Origin of the sequence: Barrientosiimonas endolithica (assembly GCF_030296655.1) — a bacterium.
Lineage (GTDB): Bacteria > Actinomycetota > Actinomycetes > Actinomycetales > Dermatophilaceae > Barrientosiimonas > Barrientosiimonas humi.
Genome location: NZ_AP027735.1, coordinates 99849 through 122512, shown reverse-complemented (window position 1 = coordinate 122512; position 22664 = coordinate 99849). Strand labels below are relative to the sequence as shown.

Here is a 22664-nt window from a genome sequence, read left to right as displayed (position 1 = left end):
GTGACCGCCCTGCTGCTCGGCGACGCCACGTCGGCCGAGGCCGACGGCACCGAGCTGCTGCTGGTGCCGCTCGGGGCCGTCGAGCAGCACGGCCCGCACCTGCCGCTCGGCACCGACGGGCTGATCGCCCAGGCCGCGTGCGGCGGGGTGGCGGCGACGCTGCGGGAGCAGGGCAGGTGCGTCGCGGTGGCCCCGGTGGTCGAGCTCGGCGCGAGCGGGGAGCACGAGGGGTTCGCCGGCACGGTGTCGATCGGTCACGAGGCGCTGCGGCACGTGCTCGTCGAGCTGGTGCGGTCGGCGACCCGCTGGTGCCCGCGGGTGGTGCTGGTCTCCGGCCACGGCGGCAACGTGCCGGCGTTGTCGGCGGCGTGCCGGCTGCTGCGCGAGGAGAGCCGCGACGTCGCGTGGACGACCTGCGCCGAACCCGGCTGGGACGCCCACGCCGGCCTCGCCGAGACCTCGATCGTGCTCGCCCTGGCCCCTGACCTGGTGCGGGTCGGGCGCGCCGAGCCGGGCAACACCGAGCCCGTGCAGGTGCTGTGGCCGCGGCTGCGCTCCGCCGGCGTGGCGGCGGTCGCGCCCAACGGCGTGCTCGGCGACCCGACCGGCGCCACGGCGGAGCACGGCCAGGAGCTGCTGACGGTGCTCGTGGAGCGCATCGTGCGTCAGGTGCGCTCGGGCGCGGTGGGCGACGCCGGGGTGCTGCTGCGCCCCGACGGCGCGGGCACGGAGGCGACGCCGTGAGCGCGGGGGTGGGGCGCGTGACGGTGCTGGCCGGGGGCGGCCGCGGCATCGGCGCGGCCACGGCCCGGCTGCTCGCCGAGCGGGGGCACCAGGTCGCGGTGCTCGACGCGTTCGGCCTGGAGGACGACCTCTATCCGCTGGCCTCGGAGGCCGATCGCGTTGCGCTGCAGCAGATCCCGGGCGTCACGACGCATGCGGTCGACCTGCGCGACACCGACGAGACCGCGGGCACGGTGGCCGAGGTCGTCGCCTCCCACGGGCACGTCGACGCGGTGGTCGCGCTCGCCGGTGCGGTCGCCGGCGGCGCCCGGGTCTGGGAGACCGAGCCGGCGCTGCTCGAGGCGCTGCTGCGGGCCAACACGCTGACCGCCTGGAACCTCGCGGTCGCTGCCGTGCCGCACCTGCTGGAGCGGCCCGCGCAGGCGAGACCGACGTACGTCGGGGTGGGGAGCGTCGCGGGCAGCCAGGGCCTGTTCGGCCTCGGCGCCTACGTCGTCGCGAAGCACGCGGTGGTCGGGCTGGTGCGCGCGCTGGCCGCCGACCTGGTCGGCACGTCGGTCACGGCGTGCGGCGTGGCGCCCGGCTCGACCGACACCCCGATGCTGCGCCGCACCGCCGGCCTGTACGGCCTCGACGACGTGGTCGAGCTGGCGCAGGACATGCAGGGGCGGCAGCCCCTGCCCGCCGGCGACCTGGCCGAGGTGATCGCGTTCGCGGCGCAGACCGGGCGGGCGCTGCACGGAGCGGTGCTGCGCGCCGACGGGGGTTCGGTCATGGCTGACGCGACCGCCCTGCCCCTGGGATATCGGGTCCGGCTGGGCGCGACGACGCACCGGTGCGGCGACGGGCGCACGCTGTTCGGCGGCACGGGCACGATCCTGCGACTGCGGCCCGCGGCGCTGGCCCACCTCGACACGGCCGGCACCGTGCGGGTGCACGACGCGACGTCGGCGGCGTTGGCGCGGCTGCTGCTCGACCGCGGGCTCGCGACGCCCTGCTGGCCCGGTGACGCGGCGTCCGCGCCGCCCGACGAGCTGACCGTCGTCGTGCCCGTGCTCGACCGGCCGGTGCAGCTGGAGCGCCTGCTGCGCTCGCTCGGCGACCACCCGGTGGTCGTCGTCGACGACGGGTCTCGCGACGCCGCGGCGATCCGCGTGGTCTGCCGTCGGCACGGCGCAGAGCTGTTGCGCCACAACGAGACTCGCGGCCCGGCCGCCGCGCGCAACACCGGCCTGCGGGCTGTGACGACGCCGCTCGTCGCGTTCGTCGACTCCGACGTCGTGCTCGCGGCCGAGTCGCTGGTGCGGCTGCAGCGGCACCTCGACGACCCGCGCGTCGGCATCGTGGCGCCGCGCGTGCGCGGCCTGGTCGAGCGCGGCGGGGCGCTGCAGAGGTACGAAGCGGCTCGCTCCTCGCTCGACCTCGGTCCCGACCCGGCGCTGGTGCAGCCGCACGCGCGCGTCGCCTACGTGCCGAGCGCGATGCTGCTGGCGCGCAGGGCGGCGCTCGGCGACGGCTTCGACGAGACGATGCCCGTGGCCGAGGACGTCGATCTGGTGTGGCGAGTGGGGCGGGACTGGGCGGTCCGCTACGAACCGGGCGCGGTCGTACGCCATGAGCACCGCACGTCCGCCCGCTCCTGGTTCGCGCGAAAAGCCTGCTACGGCAACGGTGCTGCGCTGCTGGCCGCCCGGCACGGCCGGGCCGTCGCGCCCGCGGTGCTGACGCCGTGGACCGCCGCGGTGACCGTCGGGCTCCTCGCGCAGCGGCGCTGGAGCCCTGCCGTCGTGACCGTCGCGACCCTCGCCGCCCAGCGCGGCCTCGCGCGGCGGCTCGACTTCGCCGAGCACCCGCAGCGGGCGGCCGCCGAGCTGACCGCGGCCGGGCTGCGGGCGACGCTGCTGCAGACCGCCTCGGCGGTCACCCGGCACTACGTGCCCCTCACCCTCGCGCTGGCGCCGTTCTCGGCGCGGGCGAGGCGGGCATACGTCGTGGCGGCGGTGGCCGGCGGCCTCGCCGACCACCACAGCGTGCGCCCCGGGATCGACCCGGTGCGCTATGTCGGGCTGCGCGCGCTCGACGACCTCGCCTACGGCCTCGGGCTGTGGCAGGGCGTCGTGCAGCAACGCTCGATCGGAGCCTTGATCCCGTTGCTGCGCAGGCGATCTCGCGGTGACAACGAGCACCCCAGGAAGGGGATGGACCCATGAGCAGCGGCTGGTTCGAGACGGTGGCAGAGGCGCAACGCCGGGCCGAGAAGCGGTTGCCGCGGTCGGTCTACAAGGCGCTCCTCGCCGGATCCGAGCGCGGGCTGACCTATCGCGACAACATCGAGGCGTTCGGCGAGCTCGGCTTCGCCCCGCACGTCGCGGGCATGCCCGCCGACCCGCAGCTCGGCACGACCGTGCTCGGGCAGGAGATCGCGCTGCCGGTGATCATCTCCCCCACCGGCGTGCAAGCCGTGCACCCCGAGGGCGAGGTCGCCGTGGCGAGGGCCGCCGCCGCCCGCGGGACGGCGGTCGGGCTCAGCTCGTTCGCGAGCCAGCCGATCGAGGAGGTCGTGGCGGCCAACGACAAGACGTTCTTCCAGATCTACTGGTCCGGCGACCGGGCCACGATGGAGCGCCGGCTGCAGCGCGCCCAGGAGGCCGGCGCCAAGGCGATCATCGCGACGCTCGACTGGACCTTCGCGCACGGCCGCGACTGGGGCAGCCCGACGATCCCCGAGGCCCTGACGCCCAAGGCGATGCTGTCGTTCGCCCCCGAGGTCGCCCGCAAGCCGCGGTGGCTCCTCGATTTCGCGCGGTCGGGCGCGCTGCCCGACCTGACCACCCCCAACATGGCCGAGCGCGGCGAGAAGGGACCGACGTTCTTCGGCGCCTACGGCGAGTGGATGACCACCCCGCCGCCGACCTGGGAGGACATCGCCTGGCTGCGCAGCCAGTGGGACGGCCCGTTCCTGCTCAAGGGCGTGTGCCGCATCGACGACGCCCGGCGGGCGGTCGACGCGGGCGTGAGCGCGATCTCGGTGTCGACCCACGGCGGCAACAACCTCGACGGCACCCCCGGCGCGATCCGGATGCTGCCCGGCATCGCCGACGCGGTCGGCGACCAGGTCGAGGTGCTCTTCGACAGCGGGGTGCGCCGGGGCGGCGACGTGGTCAAGGCGCTCGCCCTGGGGGCACGCGCGGTGATGATCGGCCGGGCCTACCTGTGGGGCCTCGCGGCCAACGGCCAGGCCGGCGTGGAGAACGTGCTCGACATCATGAGCGGCGGCATCCGCTCGGCGATGCTCGGCCTGGGCCGCACCTCGGTGCAGGAGCTGACGCGCGAGGACGTGCTGATCCCCGAGGGGTTCACCCGCGAGCTCGGGGCGTGAGACGCGAGCGGCGCGGAGGCCGTCCCGCCTCAGGACGCAGGCGCAGGTTCGGCGCCCCCCGAGCTGTGCTCCAGTGTGCTCCCCAGCACTGACATCGAGACCGGACGCAACGTGGTTGCAACGTCCCGCTTCCTAGCGTGACCGGGGTCACAACAACCCGACACGTGGGGAGCACGAGAGCATGACCACCTACACACCTCCTGGACAGTCGGGCTCGCCCGTCGAGGTCGCGACCCGATACGGCCACTTCATCGGCGGAGAGTGGGTCGACCCGGTCAAGGGCGGCTACTTCGAGAACATCACGCCGGTCACCGGTCAGGTGTTCACCGAGATCGCCCGCGGCACCGAGGGCGACGTGGAGGCGGCGCTGGACGCCGCGCACGCCGCCGCCGACTCGTGGGGCCAGACGGCGCCGTCGGCCCGCGCGGACGTCCTCCTGAAGATCGCGGACCGGCTGGAGCAGAACCTCGAGGCCATCGCCGTGGCCGAGAGCTGGGACAACGGCAAGGCCGTGCGAGAGACGCTGGCCGCCGACATCCCGCTCGCGGTCGATCACTTCCGCTACTTCGCGGGCTGCCTTCGGGCACAAGAGGGTTCGATCGCCGAGATCGACGAGAACACCATCGCCTACCACTTCCACGAGCCGCTGGGTGTGGTCGGTCAGATCATCCCGTGGAACTTCCCGATCCTGATGGCCGCGTGGAAGCTCGCACCGGCGCTGGCCGCCGGCAACGCCGTGGTGCTGAAGCCGGCCGAGCAGACGCCGTGGTCGATCCTCAAGGTGGCCGAGCTGGTCGGCGACCTGCTGCCGCCGGGCGTGCTCAACATCGTCAACGGCTTCGGCGTCGAGGCCGGCAAGCCGCTGGCGTCGAGCTCGCGCGTCGCCAAGGTCGCCTTCACCGGCGAGACGACCACCGGCCGGCTGATCATGCAGTACGCCGCGGAGAACATCATCCCGGTCACGCTGGAGCTCGGCGGCAAGTCGCCCAACGTCTTCTTCGACAACGTCGCCAGCGAGCGAGACGCCTTCTACGACAAGGCTCTCGAAGGGTTCGCGATGTTCGCGCTGAACCAGGGCGAGGTCTGCACCTGCCCGTCGCGCGCGCTCGTGCAGTCCTCGATCTACGACGGGTTCGTGCGCGACGGCGTGGAGCGCGTCGAGAAGATCGTGCAGGGCAACCCGCTCGACACCGAGACCACGATGGGCGCGCAGGCGAGCAACGACCAGCTCGAGAAGATCCTGTCCTACATCGACATCGGCCGGCAGGAGGGCGCCAAGGTCCTCACCGGCGGTGAGCGCAACGTGCTCGAGGGCGACCTGGCCGGCGGCTACTACGTCGCGCCGACGGTGTTCGAGGGCGACAACTCGATGCGCATCTTCCAGGAGGAGATCTTCGGACCGGTCGTGTCGGTCGCCCGGTTCGACGACGAGGCCGACGCGCTCAAGATCAGCAACGACACGCTGTACGGCCTCGGGGCCGGGGTGTGGAGCCGCGACGGGGCGCAGGCGTACCGGATGGGCCGGGGCATCAAGGCCGGCCGGGTCTGGACCAACTGCTACCACGCCTATCCGGCGCACGCGGCCTTCGGCGGCTACAAGCAGTCGGGCATCGGTCGCGAGACGCACAAGATGATGCTCGACCACTACCAGCAGACGAAGAACCTGCTGGTGTCCTACTCCCCCGATGCGCTCGGATTCTTCTGAGCCGCAACGGGACTCGACGACCAACCGAGGGTGAGCCGATGAGCCGAGAGCCCACCCGGGTCGAGGTCACCGACGAGGCGGCGGGCCTGCTCCGCCGCCTCGTCGGGACGCACGGCCCGGTGATGTTCCACCAGTCCGGCGGGTGCTGCGACGGGTCGGCACCGATGTGCTACCCCGCCGGGGAGTTCCGCACCGGCGGCTCCGACGTGCACCTGCAGGACCTCGTCGTCGACGGCATCCCGGACGTGCCGTTCTGGATGTCGGGGTCGCAGTACGCGTACTGGCAGCACACGCACCTCACGGTCGACGTGGTGCCAGGGCGCGGGTCCGGCTTCTCGCTGGAGGGGCCCGAGGGGGTGCGCTTCCTGCTGCGGTCGCGGCTGATGAGCGACGCGGAGCTGGCGCACTTCGGACTGGTCGGGCGCGACGCGGGGAGCGGCCCCGCAGGGTCAGCGACGCGGGGCTCGGCGACCTAGGCTGGGCGCATGCGCGCCGAGCCGTTGTCCCGTCCGCACGCCTATCACGCCGAGGGCCCCGTCTGGTGGCCCGAGTGGGGAGGCCTGCGCTACGTCGACATGCTCGCGGGTGACGTGCTGCAGCTCGGGGAGAGCGGCTCGGTCACCCGCACCCACGTCGGCAAGGTCGCGGCGACGCTGCGACCACGTGCAGGAGGGGCGCGGTGGTCGCCGGCGAGCGCGGCTTCCTGCTGGGGCGCGCCGACGACCTCTCCGACCTGGTCGCAGGCCCAGACCTGTGGAGCGACAACGGGATTCGCTTCAACGACGGGGCCTGCGACCCGGCCGGCGCGTTCTACTGCGGGACCATGGCCTACGCCGCCACCACCGGCGCCGGGTCGCTCTGGCGACTCGGCGCCGACCAGGCGCCCGCGCAGCAGGTGCTCACCGACCTGACCATCTCCAACGGGCTCGGGTGGTCGCCCGACGGGCGGACGGCGTACCTCAACGACACACCCACCCGCACGGTGTCGGCCTTCGACTGGTCCGCCGAGACCGGCCTCACCGAGCGGCGGTCGTTCGTCACCCTCGGCGACGACGTCGAGGGCAACCCCGACGGTCTGTGCGTCGACGCCGAGGGCGGGGTGTGGGTCGCGCTGTACGGCGGCTCGGCCGTGCACCGCTACTCCCCCGAGGGCTCGCTCGACGCCGTGATCGAGCTGGAGCCGACACAGGTCACGGCCTGCACGTTCGGCGGCGCCGACCTCGACACGCTCTACGTCACCACCTCGCGCGAGAACCTCAGCGGCGACGAACAGCCTTTGGCGGGAAGTCTTTTCGCCTGCCAGCCCGGCGTGCGCGGCCTGCCCGCGCTGACGTACGCCGGTTAGGCCCCGTCCAGCCGGGCGCACGGAGCGCCGGGCCGGGTCGCGTCACTCGCCCGGCGGAGTCGCCTCGGCAGTCTCGCTCTCGTCGGGCGTCGCGGGGTCGGTCGGCTCCGGCTCCCGGTTGGAGTCGTCGGTGTGCGCGGGGTCGGGCAGGTCGCTCTCGGTGGCCGACGGTGTCTCGCCGCCGGTGACCTGGGCGATGCGGAAGCCCCCTCCGGCGTCGCCACCACGCGGCCGGTCCACTGGACGTTCGGCACCGGGCCGCTCTCGGCCGTCAGCCAGCTCATGACGAGGTCGTTCTCCTCGCGGTACCAGGAGTCGATGCGCCCCTTGGTCATCGTCTTGCCCTGGTACTCAGGCAGCTGACCCAGGCTGAACGAGTCCTGGACGAACCACCCCTCGCGGTAGACCACGACCACCGACGGCCAGGTCACCCCACCGGCGTCGCAGGAGAACTCGGCGACCAGCTCGTCCTGGCCGTCGCCGTCGAGGTCGACGCGGGTCGGTGCGGCCTGCGGGTTGTAGTCGGGCGAGCCCGGCGCGTTCACGGTGACGCTGCCGCGACCGTACGTGGCCTTGCCGTCCTTCAGCTGGCCCGCCGGGTTTCCGCACATCGCCGGGTGCGAGGCGCTCTTCAGCCCTTCCAGGGTCAGCCGCCGGGCTGAGGCGACCGCCCCCGGCGGCGCGGTCTCGGTGTGCGGCCCGTCCGGATCGTCGGTCGAACCGCCCGACGGCGCCTTGCTCGGTGACGAGGTGGGCGTGGCGGCCGAACCGCCCCCGGGCACCTGCCCGGTGTCCTGGCACCCGGCCAGCACCCCCACGGTCAGCACGGCGGCAACGGCGGTCAGCCTGCGAGTGGTCCTGCTGTTCACGGTCTCTCCCCTGTCGTTCGATGTATGTCGGTCGGACGCGTGTCCGACTCAGAGCGACGTGGTCTCCGCGCCACGGGCGACGTCGACGAGCTGCGGCTCGCCGTTCTTGAGCACCAGTCGACCGGTCCACGGGATCGTGGGCACGGGACCGACATCGGTGGTTCCCCATTTCACCTTCAGCGCGTTGCCGTCCACGTTCCAGCTCAGGACGCGCCCCTTCGACATCGGCTGCCCCTTGTACGCCGGCTGCTCCTTCAGATCGACGCTCCCCAGGATCTTCCAGTCGTCTCCGTAGACCACGATCACCGACGGCCAGGTGACGCCGCCGTTGTCGCACTCGAGCTCGGCGACCATCTCGTTGTCGCCGTCGTTGTCCAGGTCGAGTCCGACCGGGCCGGCGGAAGGGTTGTAGCCGGGCGAGACGTGCCGGTCCATCAGCGTGACGTTGCCGCTGCCCACCTTCGCCTTGCCCTCCTTCAGGCGGCCGGCCGGGTTGTCGCACATGGCCGGGAACGGCGCGCTGAGCAGATCCGGCGCCTTCAGCTCGCCGCTCCCGCCGGTGCCGCGCGAGCCCTCGGAGCTCGAGTCGCCCGACGGCGCCTTGCTCGGCGCCGACGTGGGCGTGGCGGCCGAACCGCCCCCGGGCACCTGCCCGGTGTCCTGGCACCCGGCCAGCACCCCCACGGTCAGCACGGCGGCAACGGCGGTCAGCCTGCGAGTGGTCTTGCTGTTCACGATCTCTCCCCTGTAGTGGTGCGATGTACGTCCTCGGCCGCTCGGCGTACGCCCGTGAGCGGCACTCACGCAGACTGACGGCCCCCTGCCGCGCTCCGCTGCACCCCGAGAGAACCCTCTCGGTCACCCCCACGAACCCACGCCCGGAGCCGATTTCGCGGATCGGCCGGGCCCCCGGTAGCATTGCTCGTCGTTGCCCACCAGGGCGGCATCTGCACCCGTAGCTCAACGGATAGAGCATCTGACTACGGATCAGAAGGTTAGGGGTTCGAATCCCTTCGGGTGCGCACTGAGTTGAGACAGTCGACCAAGCCCCGACCGGCGTATGTCCGGTCGGGGCTTGGTCGTTCCCCCGCGCCGGCCGCGGGTGATCAGCCCGGGAACCGGCGCCACGCCCCGTCGCCGACCACCTCGACCGCCCCGTCCACCACCGAGATCGCGCAGCGGTCGTCGATGGCGTACGCCGGGCCGCCGATCCCGGCCGCCCACCGCTCGGCGTCGGCCGTCGTGTTCTCCGGCAGGTCCGGGTTGTCCAGGTGCGGGAAGATCGCGAAGTCGACCAGGCCGAGCGTCTCGTCCCCACCCGTCGGCGGTCGCCACGACGGCACGAAGTCGCTCCCGATGCGCGGCGTCAGCACCATGCTTCCGGCGCTCATTCCGAGCCACACCGTGTCGGCCAGCGACGGCAGCAGCTCGACCATCCCCGACTCGCGCATCCAGTGCGCGAGGTAGAGCGCGTCGCCACCGCCCACCAGCAGCACGTCGGCGGCGCGCACCCACGACACCCACTCGTCGTCACCGAGGCTCGGCAGGGCGGTCAGCTCGAGCAGCCCGACCGAGCGCCACCCGAGCTCGGTCATCGGGCAGCGCGGCTCGGCCCCGGCCACGAAGTCCCAGGCGCGCTGCGGCCCGGACATGGCGTACGCCGCCGTCGGGATGCACAGCGCGTCCGCCTCCTCGACGGGCTTGCCGAGCATGCCCACCAGGGCGTCGCGGATCCCGGGGCTCGTCACGCCGGCCGACGCCAGGAGCAACCTCATCGCGCACCTCGCGCTCTCGGGCGGGGCACCGGTGGCCGCGCTCCCGCGAACGTAGCGCCCCGGCGACCCCACGGCCCCGCTTTCACCGGGAGCCGCACGGGGTAGCGTCACCGCCGTGCGCACCACCCGCGTCGACCGGCGCAACGCGACCTTCCAGCAGTGGCAGGCGCTGCTCACCAACCGCACCAAACGCACCCGCGCCGGCGCGTTCCTCGTGCAGGGCGTGCGGCCGATCTCCTCGCGGTGCAGCACGACTGGGAGATCCAGGCGTGGCTCGCCCTCGCCGGCCGGCGGTCCGACTGGGCCGAGGCGACGATGCGCGACAACCCCGCCCCGACGTACGCCCTCGCGCCCGACCTGATGGCAGAGCTGGCCGAGAAGGAGGACGGTGCGCAGCTGCTGGCGCTGGTCGGCATGCCGCCCGACGACCTCACCCGGATCACCCCCGAGCCGGGCCGGCCGGCGCTGGTCTTCGACCGTCCGAGCGTGCCCGGCAACATCGGAACCCTGCTGCGGTCGGCCGACGCCCTCGGCGGGTCCGGCCTGGTCATCACCGGGCACGCGGCCGACCCCTACGACCCCAAGGCCGTGCGGGCCAGCACCGGGTCGATGTTCGCCCTGCCCGTCGTGCGCGCCGACTCCCACGCGCCGGTCGTCGACTGGGCTCGCGCGCAGGGCGCCACGCTGCTCGGCACCGACGAGCACGGCGACCACCCGCTCCCGGGTCACGACCTGTCCAGCCGCACCGTGGTCGTCGTCGGCAACGAGACCCGCGGCATGACCGCCGCGTGGCGCGACGCGTGCGACGCCACGCTCAGCATCCCGATGGGCGGCTCGGCGAGCTCGCTCAACGCCGCCTCGGCCGGCACGGTCGTGCTCTACGAGGCGGCGCGCTCCCGGTGATCCCGAGCCCCGCCGCACTCGTGGTGGGATGACCCGGTGAGCTCCGCCGTCACCTTCTCGGTCTCCCCCGACTACTACCGCGCCGCCGTCGCCGAGCTGCGCCGCTCGCTCGACGTCGCGTCGGTGCGCCGCCTGGGCGACGACGCGGGCGTCGTCGAGCTGCGCCAGACGCCCGATCGGTCTGGTGCGCAAGGGGATTCGCTGCGCACGGTCGCCGACGCGTGCCGGCGGGGCGAGGTCCGGTTCGTCCGGCACCTGGCCGCAGCCGACGCCCAGACCAAGACGTCCGCGCTGCGCGGCGGCCCCGACGACGCCGCCGACTGGGCGCTCGACGCCGTGCTCGACCGCCTCGAGCCGGGCGACGAGGTCAGCCTGCACGTGTGGGACAGCGGGCAGGCGCCGTACGCCCCGGCAAGGTGCGCAGGCCGCTGCTCGAGGCGCTCATCGACTCCGGCGCCCGGGTGGTCACCTCGGGCGCACCGCGCACGGTGAGCGTGTGCCTCGGCGAGGAGCGCAGCACGGCCGGCATCGGCGCGAGCGCCGACGGCCTGTCCGACTGGGGCGGTGGCCGGATGCGCCTGGCCAGCCGCAAGGAGCAGGTGTCGCGCGCGGAGTTCAAGCTCGAGGAGCTGTTCTCGCTCGTCGGGGCGCCGGAGGTGACCAGCGCCGTCGACCTCGGCGCCAGCCCCGGCGGCTGGACCCGGATCGTGCACGGCCTCGGCGCCACCAGCATCGACGCGGTCGACCCCGCCGACCTCGACCCGCGGGTGCTCGGCCTGCCCGGGGTGACCCATCACCGCACGACGGCGGGCGAGTTCGTGAACGGTCCCGACGCCGCGCCGGTCGACCTGATCGTCAACGACATGCGGATGGTCCCCCACCTCACCGCGCACACGATGGTCGAGGCGGCGCCGCTGCTGCGCCCCGGCGGGCTCGCGATCGTCACCTTCAAGCTCGGCACGAACAACCCGGTCAAGCAGGCCGACGAGTCGCTGGACCTGATGGCGCCGGCGTACGAGCCGGTCTTCGTGCGTCAGCTGCAGCACAACCGCCAGGAGCTCACGGTCGTCGCGCGACCCCGCCACTGACGTACGACACCGGGCGAGAACCGCACGTAAAACGTGCTCGTGCGTGATCGATTCTGTTGGATCGGGGTGCATGGCGTCCGGTTGGCCGACGGGCGACCGGCAACCCAACAAACCAGCCAGCATGTGTGACGAGCGTCACACTCGGGCCCCTCGGCGCGATTCTCGGCGGCCCGACCGGCGCCCGTAACGTCACGGCCACGTCGCCTTCGCACCCCGGCGACGCACCACCCGCGATGGCGCGCCCGCCCGACGCATGCCGTCCGGCCGGCAGCCGAAAGAGGCACAGCATGACTGCACAGGACGTCGCCCAGCCCGAGTCGGCCCAGGGCACCACGCACACCCAGCTGCAGCAGTGGGTCGACGAGGTCGCCGCGCTGACCACCCCCGACCGCATCCACTGGGTGACCGGCAGCGACGAGGAGTGGACCGAGCTCACCGACAAGCTGGTCGACGCCGGCACGTTCGTGCGCCTCGACGAGTCGAAGAAGCCGAACAGCTTCTACGCCGCCTCCGACCCGACCGACGTCGCGCGCGTGGAGGACCGCACGTTCATCTGCTCCGTGGACGAGAAGGACTCCGGCCCCACCAACAACTGGATGGCGCCGGACGAGATGAAGCGCATCATGACCGAGCTCTACCGCGGGTGCATGGCCGGTCGGACGATGTACGTCATCCCCTTCGTCATGGGGCACCTGGACTCCGAGAACCCCATGTTCGGTGTCGAGATCACCGACTCCGAGTACGTCGTCGTGTCGATGCGCGTCATGGCTCGATGCGGCACCCAGGTGCTGCGCCGCATCGAGGAGCTCGGCGACGACGCGCGCTACGTGCCGGCGCTGCACTCGGTCGGCGCCCCGCTCGCCGAGGGCCAGGCCGACGTGCCGTGGCCGTGCAACGACGAGAAGTACATCGTGCAGTTCCCCGAGGAGCGCACGATCTGGTCGTTCGGCTCCGGCTACGGCGGCAACGCGCTGCTCGGCAAGAAGTGCTACTCGCTGCGCATCGCGAGCGTCATGGCGCGCGACGAGGGCTGGCTCGCCGAGCACATGCTCATCCTCAAGCTGACCTCGCCCGAGCAGCAGGTCTACTACGTCGCCGCCGCCTTCCCGAGCGCGTGCGGCAAGACCAACCTCGCCATGCTCAAGCCGACCATCCCGGGATGGAAGGTCGAGACGCTCGGCGACGACATCGCCTGGATGCGCTTCGGCAAGGACGGCCGCCTCTACGCCGTCAACCCCGAGTTCGGCTTCTTCGGCGTCGCCCCGGGCACCAACGAGCACACCAACCCGCACGCGATGGCGACGATCAACAAGGGCAACTCGGTCTTCACCAACGTCGCCCTCACCGACGACGGCGACATCTGGTGGGAGGGCCTGGAGAACGAGCCGGCCCACGCCACGTCGTGGAAGGGCCAGGACTGGACGCCGGAGTCCGAGGAGCTGTCCAGCCACCCCAACTCCCGCTACTGCACCCCGATCGAGCAGTGCGACATCCTCGCGAAGGAGTACTACGACCCGCAGGGCGTGCCGATCTCGGCGATCCTGTTCGGCGGCCGCCGCAAGACCACGGTGCCGCTGGTGACCGAGTCGCGCGACTGGCTGCACGGCACGTTCATGGGCGCGACGCTGTCGTCGGAGACCACCGCCGCCGCGGTCGGCCAGGTCGGCGTGGTGCGCCGCGACCCGATGGCGATGCTGCCGTTCATCGGCTACAACGCCGGCGACTACTTCCAGCACTGGGTCAACGTCGGCAAGGACGCGGACGCCAGCAAGCTGCCGAAGATCTTCTACGTCAACTGGTTCCGCCGGGACGACGAGGGCGGGTTCCTCTGGCCGGGCTTCGGCGAGAACTCCCGCGTGCTCAAGTGGGTCATCGAGCGCATCGAGGGCAAGGCCGCCGCGGCCGAGACCCCGATCGGCCACGTCCCGACGCCGGAGTCGCTCGACACCGACGGCCTGGACCTGCGCGACGCCGAGCTGGAGCAGGCGCTCGCGGTCGACGCCGAGGAGTGGAAGGCCGAGATCCCGCAGATCGAGGAGTGGTTCGCCAAGTTCGGCGACGACCTCCCGACGCAGCTGCGGGTCGAGCTCGACGGTCTGAAGGCCCGCCTGGGCGTCTGACCGAGAGCAGGACGTACGCCGGCCGCCCCACCTCCTCGAGGTGGGGCGGCCCCTACGGCAGGGGCGGCCCACTTGTTAGGTGGGCCGCCCCTGCCGTATCCGGGCCGCCCCGCCCGCGCGGGAGGGGAGGGGTGGGGCAGATCACCCTTTGCGGTCGTGCAACCTCGGAGCGGGTCAGGCGTCCTCGTAGGTAGTGGTCCGACCAGCCACTGCGCCGTCGCGGCGCTCAACACCTGACCGGGGAGGCGAAGGCATGACAACCTTGGCCTCGGCAGCCACGCCCGCGGTCACCCGGACCGTCCGGGCCCGTGGGACGGGGGTGACGTTCGTGCCGGCCGAGGTCGACCTGGCGGATCTCTACGCCGCCCACCACCTCAGCATGGTGCGTCTGGCCCGGCTGCTCGTCGACGACCTCGCCACCGCCGAGGACGTCGTCCAGGACGCCTTCCTCGGCCTGCACCGCAACCAGGCGACGCTGCGCGACCCCGGCGCGGCGGTGGGATACATCCGCCAGGCGGTGGTCAACCAGGCCCGGTCCACCCTGCGCCGCCGCCGCACCGCGCGCGCCCACCTGCGGGTCGCCGAGCCCGACGTCGCCCCGCCGGCCGACGCCGGCCTGCTGCTCTCCGAGGAGCACCAGCAGGTGCTCCAGGCGGTGCGCCGGCTGCCCGAGCGGCAGCGCGAGGTGCTGGTCCTGAGATTCTGGTCCGGCCTGTCCGAGGCCGAGATCGCCCAGGCGATGGGGGTGTCCCGAGGGACCGTGAAGTCCCAGGCGAGCCGCGCGATGAAGACCCTGCAGACGTACTTGGAAGAAGCCCGATCATGACCGACCCCCTCGAGCAGCGCCTGCGCGATGCGTTCGAGGCGAGCGCGCGCAGCATCACCCCCGAGCAGCTCGACCGCGACCGCGAGACGCAGCTGCGTCGACGCCTGGCCGAGGAGCCGCCCGCCGCCGGTGGCGGCCGCCTCGGCAGCGCCGGTCGTGGCCCCGCCGGAAGGGGCTGGCGCCTCGCGGCGGCCGGTCTCACCGCCGCGGCCATGGGGCTGGGCGTGCTCACCCTGACCCTCGACCGCGACCAGCAGGGCAGCCAGGTCGCCGAGAGCTCGCGCTCGGTCGCGACCGTCACCTCGACCGTGCAGGTCACCACCGAGGGCGGCTCCCCGGGGCAGAGCCCGGGCGCCACCGGCACGCCGGGCGCGCCGAGCCAGCCGGCCCCCGGCACCACCCCGGGCGCGGCACCCACCGGCCAGACGCCGGGCGGACCCGCGCCGCAGCAGTCCCCGCCGGCGCCCCAGCAGCCGGGCCAGCCGCGCCCGCCCCAGCAGACCCAGCCCGCCCCGTTGCCGCCGGGCGCACCCGGCCCGTCGCCGCAGGCCCCCGGAGCCCCCGGAGCCCCTGGGTCCCCCGCGCCGGGAGCACCGCCCGCCGCACCCACGGCGAGCCCGCGCGCCGAGACCACCGCCCCCGACACCTCCGCCCCGGACGCGCCCGACACGCCCCAGGAACCCGTGGCGCCCAGCCCGAGCGAGTCGCCGGCACCGACGTACGCCGCGCCCGTCCCGCCGCAGGCGGCCCCGACCCCACCCCCGCCGCCGGCCGACGAGCGCCCCGGCACCTGGCTGCAGGTCACGACCAGCGCCGACCGCGTCGAGGGACGCACGGTCTACTGGAGCAGCTCGGCGATCGGGCAGGTCCACGTCACCTCGCCGGGCGCGGGGATCATGTCCTTCACCGTCGAGTTCGGCGACGGCGACCGCGAGGAGCACTACGTCAACGACAGCTGCGACCCGGCCGCCCCGGTCGTCGCGCTCAGCCAGGCGCTCGCCAGCGAGCGTCAGCACGTCTACGCCGCGCCCGGCACGTACACGATCCGGGTGACCGTGTCCTACTGCGGCGACCAGGGCGCCGGCAGCTCCTCCGCCGGCAGCGCCGAGGTCACCGTCCCCTGACCCGACGCCACCGGCCCGGCCCGCGTCCGCCCCGGTGAGGTCGGTGCGCACACAGCACGAGGTCGTACCGAGATCTGGCTCAGGGAGATCTCGGTACGACCTCGCGGGCTGACGCCGGTCGGCTCACCGGCGGACGCGTCAGGCGTTGGCCGGGGCCTCCGGCGCCGCGTCGCTGTCGGTGTCCTTGACCCAGTCGAGCGTGCGCTTGACCGCCTTGTCCCACTTGGTCATGAGCGCGGTGACCTGCTCGGAGTCCATCTCCGGCTCCCAGCGCTTGTCCTCGGCCCACTGCTTGCGCAGCTCGTCCTCGTCCTTCCAGAAGCCGACCGCGAGACCGGCGGCGTAGGCCGCGCCGAGGCAGGTGGTCTCGGTGATCTCCGGGCGGATGACGGGCACCCCGAGCAGGTCGGCCTGGAACTGCATGAGGGTGTCGTTGCCGACCATGCCGCCGTCGACCTTCAGCTCGGAGAGGTCGACGCCGGAGTCGGCGTTCATCGCGTCGACGACCTCCTTGCTCTGGAAGGCCACGGCCTCCAGCGCCGCCCGCGCGATGTGGTTCTTGTTCGCATAGCGGGTCAGGCCGACGATCACGCCGCGGGCGTCGCTGCGCCAGTGCGGGGCGAACAGACCGGAGAAGGCGGGCACGACGTAGACGTCGCCGTTGTCCTCGACCTTCTTGGCGAGGTCCTCGACCTCCGGCGCCTGCTTGATCAGCCCCAGGTTGTCGCGCAGCCACTGCACCAGCGAGCCGGTGACGGCGATGGACCCCTCGAGGGCGTAGATCGGCTTGTTCTCGCCGATCTTGTAGCAGACGGTCGTGATCAGGCCGTTCTTGGACATGACCTTCTCCTCGCCCGTGTTGAGCAGGAGGAAGTTGCCCGTGCCGTAGGTGTTCTTGGCGGTGCCCGGCTCGAAGCAGACCTGGCCGAAGGTCGCGGCCTGCTGGTCGCCGAGGATGCCCGCGATCGGCACGCCGCCGAGCACGCCGCGCTCGCGGACCTTGCCGTACTCCTCCGCCGAGGAGCGGATCTCCGGCAGCATCGACATCGGGATCTTCATGTCCTCGGCGATCGACTCGTCCCAGTCGAGCGTCGACAGATCCATCAGCAGGGTGCGCGAGGCGTTGGTGACGTCGGTGATGTGCACCCCGCCCTCGACGCCGCCGGTCATGTTCCAGACCAGCCAGGTGTCCATGTTGCCGAAGAGCAGGTCGCCCTTCTCGGCCTTCTCGCGCGCCCCCTCGACGTTGTCGAGGATCCAGCGCACCTTGGGGCCGGAGAAGTAGGTCGCGAGCGGCAGGCCGACCTTGTCGCGATAACGCTCGGCCCCGCCGCCGAGCGCGCCCAGCTCGTCGCAGATGTCGTCGGTGCGGGTGTCCTGCCAGACGATGGCGTTGTAGACCGGCTCACCGGTGGTCTTGTCCCAGACCAGCGCGGTCTCGCGCTGGTTGGTGATGCCCACGGCCGCGATATCGCTGGCCTTGAGGTCCTTCTGGGCCAGCGCCTCGGCGGTGACCTTGCGGGTGTTGTTCCAGATCTCCTTGGCGTCGTGCTCGACCCAGCCCGCCTTGGGGAAGATCTGCTCGTGCTCCATCTGCGCGACGGCGGCGATCTTGCCGTCGTGGTCGAAGATCATGCAGCGGGTGCTGGTGGTCCCCTGGTCGATAGCGGCGATGTAGCTGCTCACAAAAGTCTCCTTGGCTCAGATGCTCAGATGTAGAGGTTGGCGAGGACACCGGCGATGACGCCGCCGATGATCGGACCGACCACCGGGATCCAGGCGTAGCCCCAGTTGCTGTCGTCCTTGTGCGGGATGGGCAGCAGCGCGTGCGCGATGCGCGGGCCCAGGTCGCGGGCCGGGTTGATGGCGTACCCCGTGGGGCCACCGAGGCTCGCGCCGATCCCGACCACGAGCAGGGCCACGGCCAGCGGGCCGAGCCCGGACGGCGTCTGCCCGAAGGTGATGATCACGAAGACCAGCACGAAGGTGCCGATGATCTCGGTCATCAGGTTCCACGGGGTGCTCTTGATCTGCGGACCGGTGGAGAAGACGCCGAGCGACGCGGCGTCGCCGCGCTCGTCGAACTGCTTCTTGTACGCCATCCAGCACAGCACGGCGCCGAGGAAGGCGCCGACCATCTCACCGGCCAGGTAGACCAGCGTGGACGTGACCGTGATCGGGACGCCCTTGGCGTACTCGCCGGCGTCGTTGGCCAGCAGGCCGAAGGTCACGGCGGGGTTGAGGTGCGCGCCCGACTTGTAGGCGCCGTAGACACCGGCGAACACCGCCAGCCCCCACCCGAAGTTGACCATCAGGAAGCCGCCCTCGAAGCCGTTGTTCTTCGGCAGCGCGACGTTGGCGACGACGCCGCAGCCGAGCAGCAGCAGCAACGCGGTCCCGAAGACCTCGCTGACGAACACTTGCCCCAGACTCATGGTGTGCCTTTCGTCTCGATGAGGGCTCGGACGCACGGTGCGGCTGCGACGCCCTCGACGTGCTCAGTAGGCTTCGATTCCTACCGCACTTCGGGGTTGTCGGTACACCGAACGGGTGATGCCCGAGCCCTGTGTCGCGTCGAGAGAGGATCCCCGTCATGGTGATGCAGCCGTTCAGCGCCACACTCGGTCCGGCCGAGCACGCACAGGCTTGGAAGGAGCTCACCGAGCGTGAGTTCGACGTGCTGGTCATCGGCGGCGGCGTCACCGGAGCCGGCACGGCGCTCGACGCGGCGACCCGTGGCCTGCGCACCGGCCTCGTCGAGGCGCGCGACTTCGCCAGCGGCACCTCCTCGCGCTCGTCCAAGCTGTTCCACGGCGGCCTGCGCTACCTGGAGCAGATGAACTTCTCGCTCGTGGCCGAGGCGCTCAAGGAGCGCGAGCTGATGCTCACCCACATCGCGCCCCACCTGGTGCACCCCGTGCCGTTCCTCTACCCGCTGTCGCACCGCGGCTGGGAGCGGCCGTACGTCGCCACCGGCCTGGCCATGTACGACCAGATGGGCGGGGCGCGCTCGGTGCCGCGGCAGAAGCACCTCACCAAGGGCGGGGCGCTGCAGCTGTTCCCGGGTCTGAAGTCCGACGCGCTCGTCGGGGCCGTGCGCTACTACGACGGCCAGGCCGACGACGCCCGGCACACCATGACCGTGGCCCGCACGGCGGCGCACTACGGCGCGGTCGTGCGCTCCTCGACCGAGGTCGTCGAGATCCTCACCGAGGCCGACCGCGTGGTCGGCGCGGTGGTGCGCGACGTCGAGACCGACGAGCGGGCCACCGTGCGCGCCAAGGTCGTCATCAACGCCACCGGCGTGTGGACCGACGACATCCAGAAGATGACCGGCGGCCGGGGCCGCTTCCGGGTGCGGGCGTCCAAGGGCGTGCACATCCTGGTCAACCGCGACCGGATCGCCGGCGAGGTCGGCCTGATCCTGCGCACCGAGAAGTCGGTGCTGTTCGTCATCCCGTGGGACCAGCACTGGATCATCGGCACCACCGACACCGACTGGGCGCTCGACCTGGCGCACCCGGCCGCGACCGCCACCGACATCGAGTACCTGCTCGAGCACGTCAACACGGTGCTGGCCGTGCCGCTGACCCACGACGACATCGTCGGCGTCTACGCCGGCCTGCGGCCGCTGCTCGCCGGCGAGAGCGAGGACACCAGCCAGCTCTCGCGCGAGCACGCCGTGGCCCGCTCGGCCCCCGGCATGGTCTCCATCGCCGGCGGGAAGTACACCACCTACCGGGTGATGGCCAAGGACGCCGTCGACGCCGCGGCCGAGGACCTCGGTCAGATCAGCGAGTCGGTAACCGAGCACGTCCCGCTCGTCGGGGCCGACGGCTACGCCGCGATGCTCAACCTCAAGTCCGAGCTCGGGCGCGAGGCGGGCCTGCCGGAGTGGCGCATCGAGCACCTGCTCGGCCGCTACGGCTCCAAGCTGCACGAGGTGCTGGCGCTCGGCGACGAGGACCCCTCGATGCTCGAGCCGGTCGCCTCCGCGGAGAAGTACCTGCGAGCCGAGCTGAAGTACGCCGTCACCCACGAGGGCGCGCTCCACCTCGCCGACGTGCTCGCCCGGCGCACCCGCATGTCGATCGAGACCAAGCACCGCGGGGTCGACGCCGCCGAGGAGACCGCCGACATCATGGCGGCGGTGCTCGGCTGGGACGAGGCCACCAAGGCGCGCGAGATCGAGGCCTACAAGGAGCGGGTCGCGGCCGAGATCGCCTCGCAGCAGCTCGCGACCGACGCCGAGAGCGACGCCACCCGCACCAAGGCCCCCGAGACGCGCCCCGGCCTGCGCGACGTGACCGCCACCACCTGAGGGTTTCGCGCCGACACAGGATTCGCACAGGTTGGTGATGGCGCCGGCACAGAGGTGCGCGCTTCACTGCTGCTATGAGCAGCAGCGCGCCCTCGCCCGCGTCGACGGCAACCCCGTGCGGGTGCTGGTCGTCGACGACGAGAACAACCTCACCGAGCTGCTGTCGATGGCGCTGCGCTACGAGAAGTGGGACGTCAAGAGCGCCGGCACCGGCTCGCAGGCGGTGCGCGTGGCCAAGGAGTTCAAGCCCGACGCGGTCGTGCTGGACATGATGCTGCCCGACTTCGACGGCCTCGAGGTGCTGCGCCGGCTGCGCGACGAGAACCCCACGGTGCCCGTGCTGTTCCTCACCGCGCGTGACGCCGTCGAGGACCGGGTGGCCGGGCTGACCGCCGGCGGGGACGACTACGTCACCAAGCCGTTCTCGCTGGAGGAGGTCGTCGCGCGCGTGCGCGCGCTGCTGCGCCGCACCGTGCTGCTGCAGGAGGAGTCCGACTCGGTGCTCGTCGTCGGCGACCTGACGCTCGACGAGGACAGCCACGAGGTCACCCGCGGCGGTGACGAGATCGCCCTGACCGCGACGGAGTTCGAGCTGCTGCGCTATCTCATGCGCAACCCGCGCCGGGTGCTGTCCAAGGCGCAGATCCTCGACCGCGTGTGGCACTACGACTTCGGCGGCCAGGCCAACGTCGTCGAGCTGTACATCTCCTACCTGCGCAAGAAGATCGACGCGGGCCGGACCCCGATGATCCACACCATGCGCGGCGCGGGGTACGTCCTCAAGCCGGCTGCGTGACCGGCACCAGACCTTCGGCTCGGCGGGCGCGCGCGCTCCGGCCGAGCGGCTGGAACCTGCGCACCAAGCTGGTCGCCTCGATCGTCCTGCTCTACCTGGCCGTCACGCTGGTGACGGGTGCCGCCACCGTGCTGGGCTCGCGCACCAGTCAGCTGTCCCAGATGGACGAGCAGCTGCGCAGCGCCGCGCTCGCGCTGGAGGGCGGCGACGCCGGCAAGAGCGGCCCGCCGCCGGGGCTCGGTCTGTCCCAGGTCACCTGCACGGTCGCCCAGGACGGCACGATCGTGCAGCGCGTGGTCGACGGCAGCCTGGCGAGCACCTGCTACGTCTCCGGCACCGACGGCAGCCGCTTCGACCTGACGCAGCGGCAGGTCGAGACCCTGATGCGCACGCTCTCGCCGCAGCAGTCCGCCAGGCCGGTCACCCGCGCGGTGGACGGCTCTGACTATCGCGTCGTCACCGCCCAGCGCTCGGGCCTGGTGCGCACCCGCGAGGGCACCGAGGAGCAGACCCTCACCGAGGTGCGCGGCCTGCCGCTCGCGCCGGTGCAGGAGTCGGTCGACCGCCTGGTGCGCACCGTCGCCCTCGTCGGCCTCTTCGGCCTGCTGTTCATCGTGCTCGCGTCGTGGCTGCTCGTGCGCCGCAACCTGGCTCCGCTGCGCCGGGTCGCCGGCACGGCCCGCCGGGTGTCGCACCTGCCGCTGGCCGAGGGCGCCGCGCAGACGTCGTCCGAGCGGGTCGCGCCCGCCGACACCGACCCCGGCACCGAGGTCGGCCAGGTCGGCGTCGCCCTCAACGAGCTGCTCGACCACGTGGACCGCTCGCTCACCGCGCGGCACCGCTCGGAGCTGCAGGTGCGCCAGTTCGTCGCCGACGCGAGCCACGAGCTGCGCACCCCGCTCGCCTCGATCCGCGGCTACGCCGAGCTGTCCCGCAAGGAGCCCGAGCCGGTGCCCGAGGGCGTCGTGCACGCGCTGGGGCGCATCGAGGCCGAGGCCGACCGGATGACCGAGCTGGTCGAGGACCTGCTGCTGCTCGCGCGGCTGGACGCCGGGCGTCCGCTGGCCCAGGACCCGGTGGACCTGACGATGGTCGTGATGGAGACGGTCAGCGACGCCCGCGCCGCCGGCCCGGACCACCGCTGGGCCCTGGAGCTGCCCGACGAGCCCGCCGAGGTCGTCGGCGACGAGGCCCGGCTGCGGCAGGTGCTGATCAACGTGCTGGCCAACGCCCGCACGCACACCCCGCCGGGCACGCTCGTCACGACCGCGATCCGGCCGGTCCCCGGCGGGGTCGAGCTGCGGGTGACCGACACCGGGCCGGGGGTGCCGCCGCAGCTGCAGGCGCGCGTCTTCGAGCGGTTCACCCGGGGTGACGCCGCCCGCCAGCGCGCCGGCGGCAGCAGCGGCCTCGGGCTGTCGATCGTGCACGCGGTCGTGAGCGCGCACGGCGGCCGCGTCGGGCTGACCAGCCGCCCGGGCGAGACGACGGTGACCATCGCGCTCCCGGCGACGCCGCCCCCGCTCGCGCCACCTCCCCCGGCCGCCCCGCTCGGCCCCGCGCCCGGCTGAGCTGCTGGCGCAGATCGTGCGACGACGTACGACATGCCCAACCCCGCCGTACGCCCTCGGCCGGCACAGCGAAGGGCCCTCACCTGGTCGGTGAGGGC

The 22664-nt window shown here is 72.7% G+C and carries 20 protein-coding genes, 1 tRNA gene and 1 pseudogene; 17 read left to right on the top strand and 5 right to left on the bottom strand.

The genetic code is table 11. The features are described 5' to 3' along the window. The 6 genes from mftE to QUE40_RS00550 all read left to right on the top strand — a co-directional run bounded on the left by mftE (position 1) and on the right by QUE40_RS00550 (position 7173). On the top strand, positions 1-744 hold the full coding sequence (gene mftE, locus QUE40_RS00575) for a mycofactocin biosynthesis peptidyl-dipeptidase MftE (RefSeq protein ID WP_289232000.1): 744 nt from the start codon (positions 1-3) through the stop codon (positions 742-744). After that, positions 741-2954, top strand: coding sequence for a mycofactocin biosynthesis glycosyltransferase MftF (gene mftF, locus QUE40_RS00570; protein WP_289231999.1), 2214 nt, complete (start codon positions 741-743; stop codon positions 2952-2954). The genes mftE and mftF overlap by 4 nt, the downstream gene beginning before the upstream one ends. Beyond that, positions 2951-4123 carry a pre-mycofactocin synthase MftD gene (gene mftD, locus QUE40_RS00565; RefSeq protein ID WP_289231998.1) on the top strand — a complete coding sequence of 391 codons (1173 nt, stop codon included), beginning with the start codon at positions 2951-2953 and terminating at the stop codon, positions 4121-4123. The genes mftF and mftD overlap by 4 nt, the downstream gene beginning before the upstream one ends. Before the next feature lie 181 nt (positions 4124-4304). After that, positions 4305-5828 (top strand): acetaldehyde dehydrogenase ExaC, encoded by a 1524-nt coding sequence (gene exaC / locus QUE40_RS00560; RefSeq protein WP_142007750.1) that lies wholly within the window; start codon positions 4305-4307, stop codon positions 5826-5828. A 38-nt stretch (positions 5829-5866) separates the two neighbouring features. Beyond that, positions 5867-6304: a DUF779 domain-containing protein gene (locus QUE40_RS00555; RefSeq protein WP_289231997.1), complete on the top strand. Its 438-nt coding sequence runs from the start codon at positions 5867-5869 to the stop codon at positions 6302-6304. A 203-nt stretch (positions 6305-6507) separates the two neighbouring features. Then, positions 6508-7173: an SMP-30/gluconolactonase/LRE family protein gene (locus QUE40_RS00550; RefSeq protein ID WP_350227024.1), complete on the top strand. Its 666-nt coding sequence runs from the start codon at positions 6508-6510 to the stop codon at positions 7171-7173. Here the strand turns inward: QUE40_RS00550 and QUE40_RS00545 are convergent. Then, positions 7170-8042 (bottom strand): hypothetical protein, encoded by an 873-nt coding sequence (locus tag QUE40_RS00545; RefSeq protein ID WP_289231996.1) that lies wholly within the window; start codon positions 8040-8042, stop codon positions 7170-7172. The two genes, QUE40_RS00550 and QUE40_RS00545, sit on opposite strands and share 4 nt — an antisense overlap. A gap of 48 nt (positions 8043-8090) precedes the next feature. Then, positions 8091-8777 (bottom strand): hypothetical protein, encoded by a 687-nt coding sequence (locus QUE40_RS00540; RefSeq protein WP_289231995.1) that lies wholly within the window; start codon positions 8775-8777, stop codon positions 8091-8093. Between the two features lie 214 nt (positions 8778-8991). Here QUE40_RS00540 and QUE40_RS00535 point away from each other — a divergent pair. Continuing rightward, positions 8992-9064: transfer RNA gene (locus QUE40_RS00535), tRNA-Arg, on the top strand. An 84-nt stretch (positions 9065-9148) separates the two neighbouring features. On the opposite strand, the gene QUE40_RS00530 is transcribed toward QUE40_RS00535, so the two are convergent. After that, positions 9149-9817 carry a Type 1 glutamine amidotransferase-like domain-containing protein gene (locus QUE40_RS00530; RefSeq protein WP_289231994.1) on the bottom strand — a complete coding sequence of 223 codons (669 nt, stop codon included), beginning with the start codon at positions 9815-9817 and terminating at the stop codon, positions 9149-9151. A 115-nt stretch (positions 9818-9932) separates the two neighbouring features. On the opposite strand from QUE40_RS00530, the pseudogene QUE40_RS18670 reads away from it, so the two are divergent. The 7 genes and pseudogenes from QUE40_RS18670 to QUE40_RS00500 all read left to right on the top strand — a co-directional run. Further along, positions 9933-10153: pseudogene (locus tag QUE40_RS18670) on the top strand (rRNA methyltransferase); the annotation flags it as partial. Further along, positions 10133-10720 carry a TrmH family RNA methyltransferase gene (locus tag QUE40_RS00525; RefSeq protein ID WP_350227022.1) on the top strand — a complete coding sequence of 196 codons (588 nt, stop codon included), beginning with the start codon at positions 10133-10135 and terminating at the stop codon, positions 10718-10720. The pseudogene QUE40_RS18670 and the gene QUE40_RS00525, both read left to right, overlap by 21 nt. Positions 10721-10756: 36 nt before the next feature. Then, the gene (locus tag QUE40_RS00520; RefSeq protein ID WP_289231993.1) at positions 10757-11212 is read left to right on the top strand and encodes a hypothetical protein; all 456 of its coding nucleotides are present in this window, start codon (positions 10757-10759) and stop codon (positions 11210-11212) included. After that, on the top strand, positions 11101-11808 hold the full coding sequence (locus QUE40_RS00515; RefSeq protein WP_289231992.1) for an SAM-dependent methyltransferase: 708 nt from the start codon (positions 11101-11103) through the stop codon (positions 11806-11808). Before QUE40_RS00520 ends, QUE40_RS00515 begins: the two co-directional genes overlap by 112 nt. 287 nt (positions 11809-12095) lie before the next feature. After that, entirely contained in the window at positions 12096-13928 is a 1833-nt protein-coding gene (locus QUE40_RS00510; RefSeq protein WP_289231991.1) for a phosphoenolpyruvate carboxykinase (GTP), read from the top strand. Between the two features lie 328 nt (positions 13929-14256). Beyond that, positions 14257-14754, top strand: a complete 498-nt coding sequence (locus tag QUE40_RS00505; RefSeq protein ID WP_289231990.1) for a SigE family RNA polymerase sigma factor — start codon at positions 14257-14259, stop codon at positions 14752-14754. After that, positions 14751-15878, top strand: a complete 1128-nt coding sequence (locus QUE40_RS00500; RefSeq protein WP_289231989.1) for a hypothetical protein — start codon at positions 14751-14753, stop codon at positions 15876-15878. The genes QUE40_RS00505 and QUE40_RS00500 overlap by 4 nt, the downstream gene beginning before the upstream one ends. 138 nt (positions 15879-16016) lie before the next feature. On the opposite strand, the gene glpK is transcribed toward QUE40_RS00500, so the two are convergent. After that, positions 16017-17513, bottom strand: coding sequence for a glycerol kinase GlpK (gene glpK / locus QUE40_RS00495; RefSeq protein WP_433997094.1), 1497 nt, complete (start codon positions 17511-17513; stop codon positions 16017-16019). 74 nt (positions 17514-17587) lie between these two features. Beyond that, complete coding sequence (locus tag QUE40_RS00490) at positions 17588-18313, bottom strand: MIP/aquaporin family protein (protein ID WP_142007738.1); 726 nt, start codon at positions 18311-18313, stop codon at positions 17588-17590. A 158-nt stretch (positions 18314-18471) separates the two neighbouring features. Between QUE40_RS00490 and QUE40_RS00485 the strand changes: the two genes are divergently transcribed. The 3 genes from QUE40_RS00485 to QUE40_RS00475 are packed head-to-tail and all read left to right on the top strand — an operon-like array spanning position 18472 to position 22566. Then, a complete protein-coding gene (locus QUE40_RS00485) occupies positions 18472-20199 on the top strand; it encodes a glycerol-3-phosphate dehydrogenase/oxidase (protein ID WP_142007737.1) in 1728 nt (575 codons plus the stop codon). Positions 20200-20236: 37 nt separating this feature from the next. Further along, the gene (locus QUE40_RS00480) at positions 20237-20995 is read left to right on the top strand and encodes a response regulator transcription factor (protein ID WP_289231987.1); all 759 of its coding nucleotides are present in this window, start codon (positions 20237-20239) and stop codon (positions 20993-20995) included. Continuing rightward, positions 20992-22566 carry a sensor histidine kinase gene (locus QUE40_RS00475; RefSeq protein ID WP_289231986.1) on the top strand — a complete coding sequence of 525 codons (1575 nt, stop codon included), beginning with the start codon at positions 20992-20994 and terminating at the stop codon, positions 22564-22566. The genes QUE40_RS00480 and QUE40_RS00475 overlap by 4 nt, the downstream gene beginning before the upstream one ends. Positions 22567-22664 lie beyond the last annotated feature (98 nt).

Bases quoted from the DNA above. Each gene is read 5' to 3' on its own strand.
- mftD (WP_289231998.1), top strand. From the start codon at position 2,951: ATGAGCAGCGGCTGGTTCGAGACGGTGGCAGAGGCGCAACGCCGGGCC.
- exaC (WP_142007750.1), top strand. From the start codon at position 4,305: ATGACCACCTACACACCTCCTGGACAGTCGGGCTCGCCCGTCGAGGTC.
- QUE40_RS00555 (WP_289231997.1), top strand. From the start codon at position 5,867: ATGAGCCGAGAGCCCACCCGGGTCGAGGTCACCGACGAGGCGGCGGGC.
- QUE40_RS00530 (WP_289231994.1), bottom strand. From the start codon at position 9,817: ATGAGGTTGCTCCTGGCGTCGGCCGGCGTGACGAGCCCCGGGATCCGC.
- QUE40_RS00525 (WP_350227022.1), top strand. From the start codon at position 10,133: ATGCGCGACAACCCCGCCCCGACGTACGCCCTCGCGCCCGACCTGATG.
- QUE40_RS00510 (WP_289231991.1), top strand. From the start codon at position 12,096: ATGACTGCACAGGACGTCGCCCAGCCCGAGTCGGCCCAGGGCACCACG.
- QUE40_RS00500 (WP_289231989.1), top strand. From the start codon at position 14,751: ATGACCGACCCCCTCGAGCAGCGCCTGCGCGATGCGTTCGAGGCGAGC.
- glpK (WP_433997094.1), bottom strand. From the start codon at position 17,513: ATGATCTTCGACCACGACGGCAAGATCGCCGCCGTCGCGCAGATGGAG.
- QUE40_RS00490 (WP_142007738.1), bottom strand. From the start codon at position 18,313: ATGAGTCTGGGGCAAGTGTTCGTCAGCGAGGTCTTCGGGACCGCGTTG.
- QUE40_RS00485 (WP_142007737.1), top strand. From the start codon at position 18,472: ATGGTGATGCAGCCGTTCAGCGCCACACTCGGTCCGGCCGAGCACGCA.
- QUE40_RS00480 (WP_289231987.1), top strand. From the start codon at position 20,237: ATGGCGCCGGCACAGAGGTGCGCGCTTCACTGCTGCTATGAGCAGCAG.